The 248-nt window shown below is 62.9% G+C and carries 1 rRNA gene; it reads left to right on the forward strand.

Annotation, left to right across the window (positions count from 1 at the left end):
• Positions 1 to 248, forward strand: a 16S ribosomal RNA gene (locus AOBCEHNH_RS07055); the annotation flags it as partial.

Genomic DNA, 248 nt, shown 5'->3' on the forward strand with positions numbered 1-248 from the left:
GAACACCGGTGGCGAAGGCGGCCCTCTGGGCCGAGACCGACGCTGAGGCGCGAAAGCTGGGGGAGCGAACAGGATTAGATACCCTGGTAGTCCCAGCCGTAAACGATGGACGCTAGGTGTGGGGGGGGACGATCCCTCCGTGCCGCAGCCAACGCATTAAGCGTCCCGCCTGGGGAGTACGGCCGCAAGGCTAAAACTCAAAGGAATTGACGGGGGCCCGCACAAGCAGCGGAGCATGTGGCTTAATT

The sequence above is a fragment of the Collinsella intestinalis genome, assembly GCF_902501455.1.
Classification (GTDB): domain Bacteria; phylum Actinomycetota; class Coriobacteriia; order Coriobacteriales; family Coriobacteriaceae; genus Collinsella; species Collinsella intestinalis.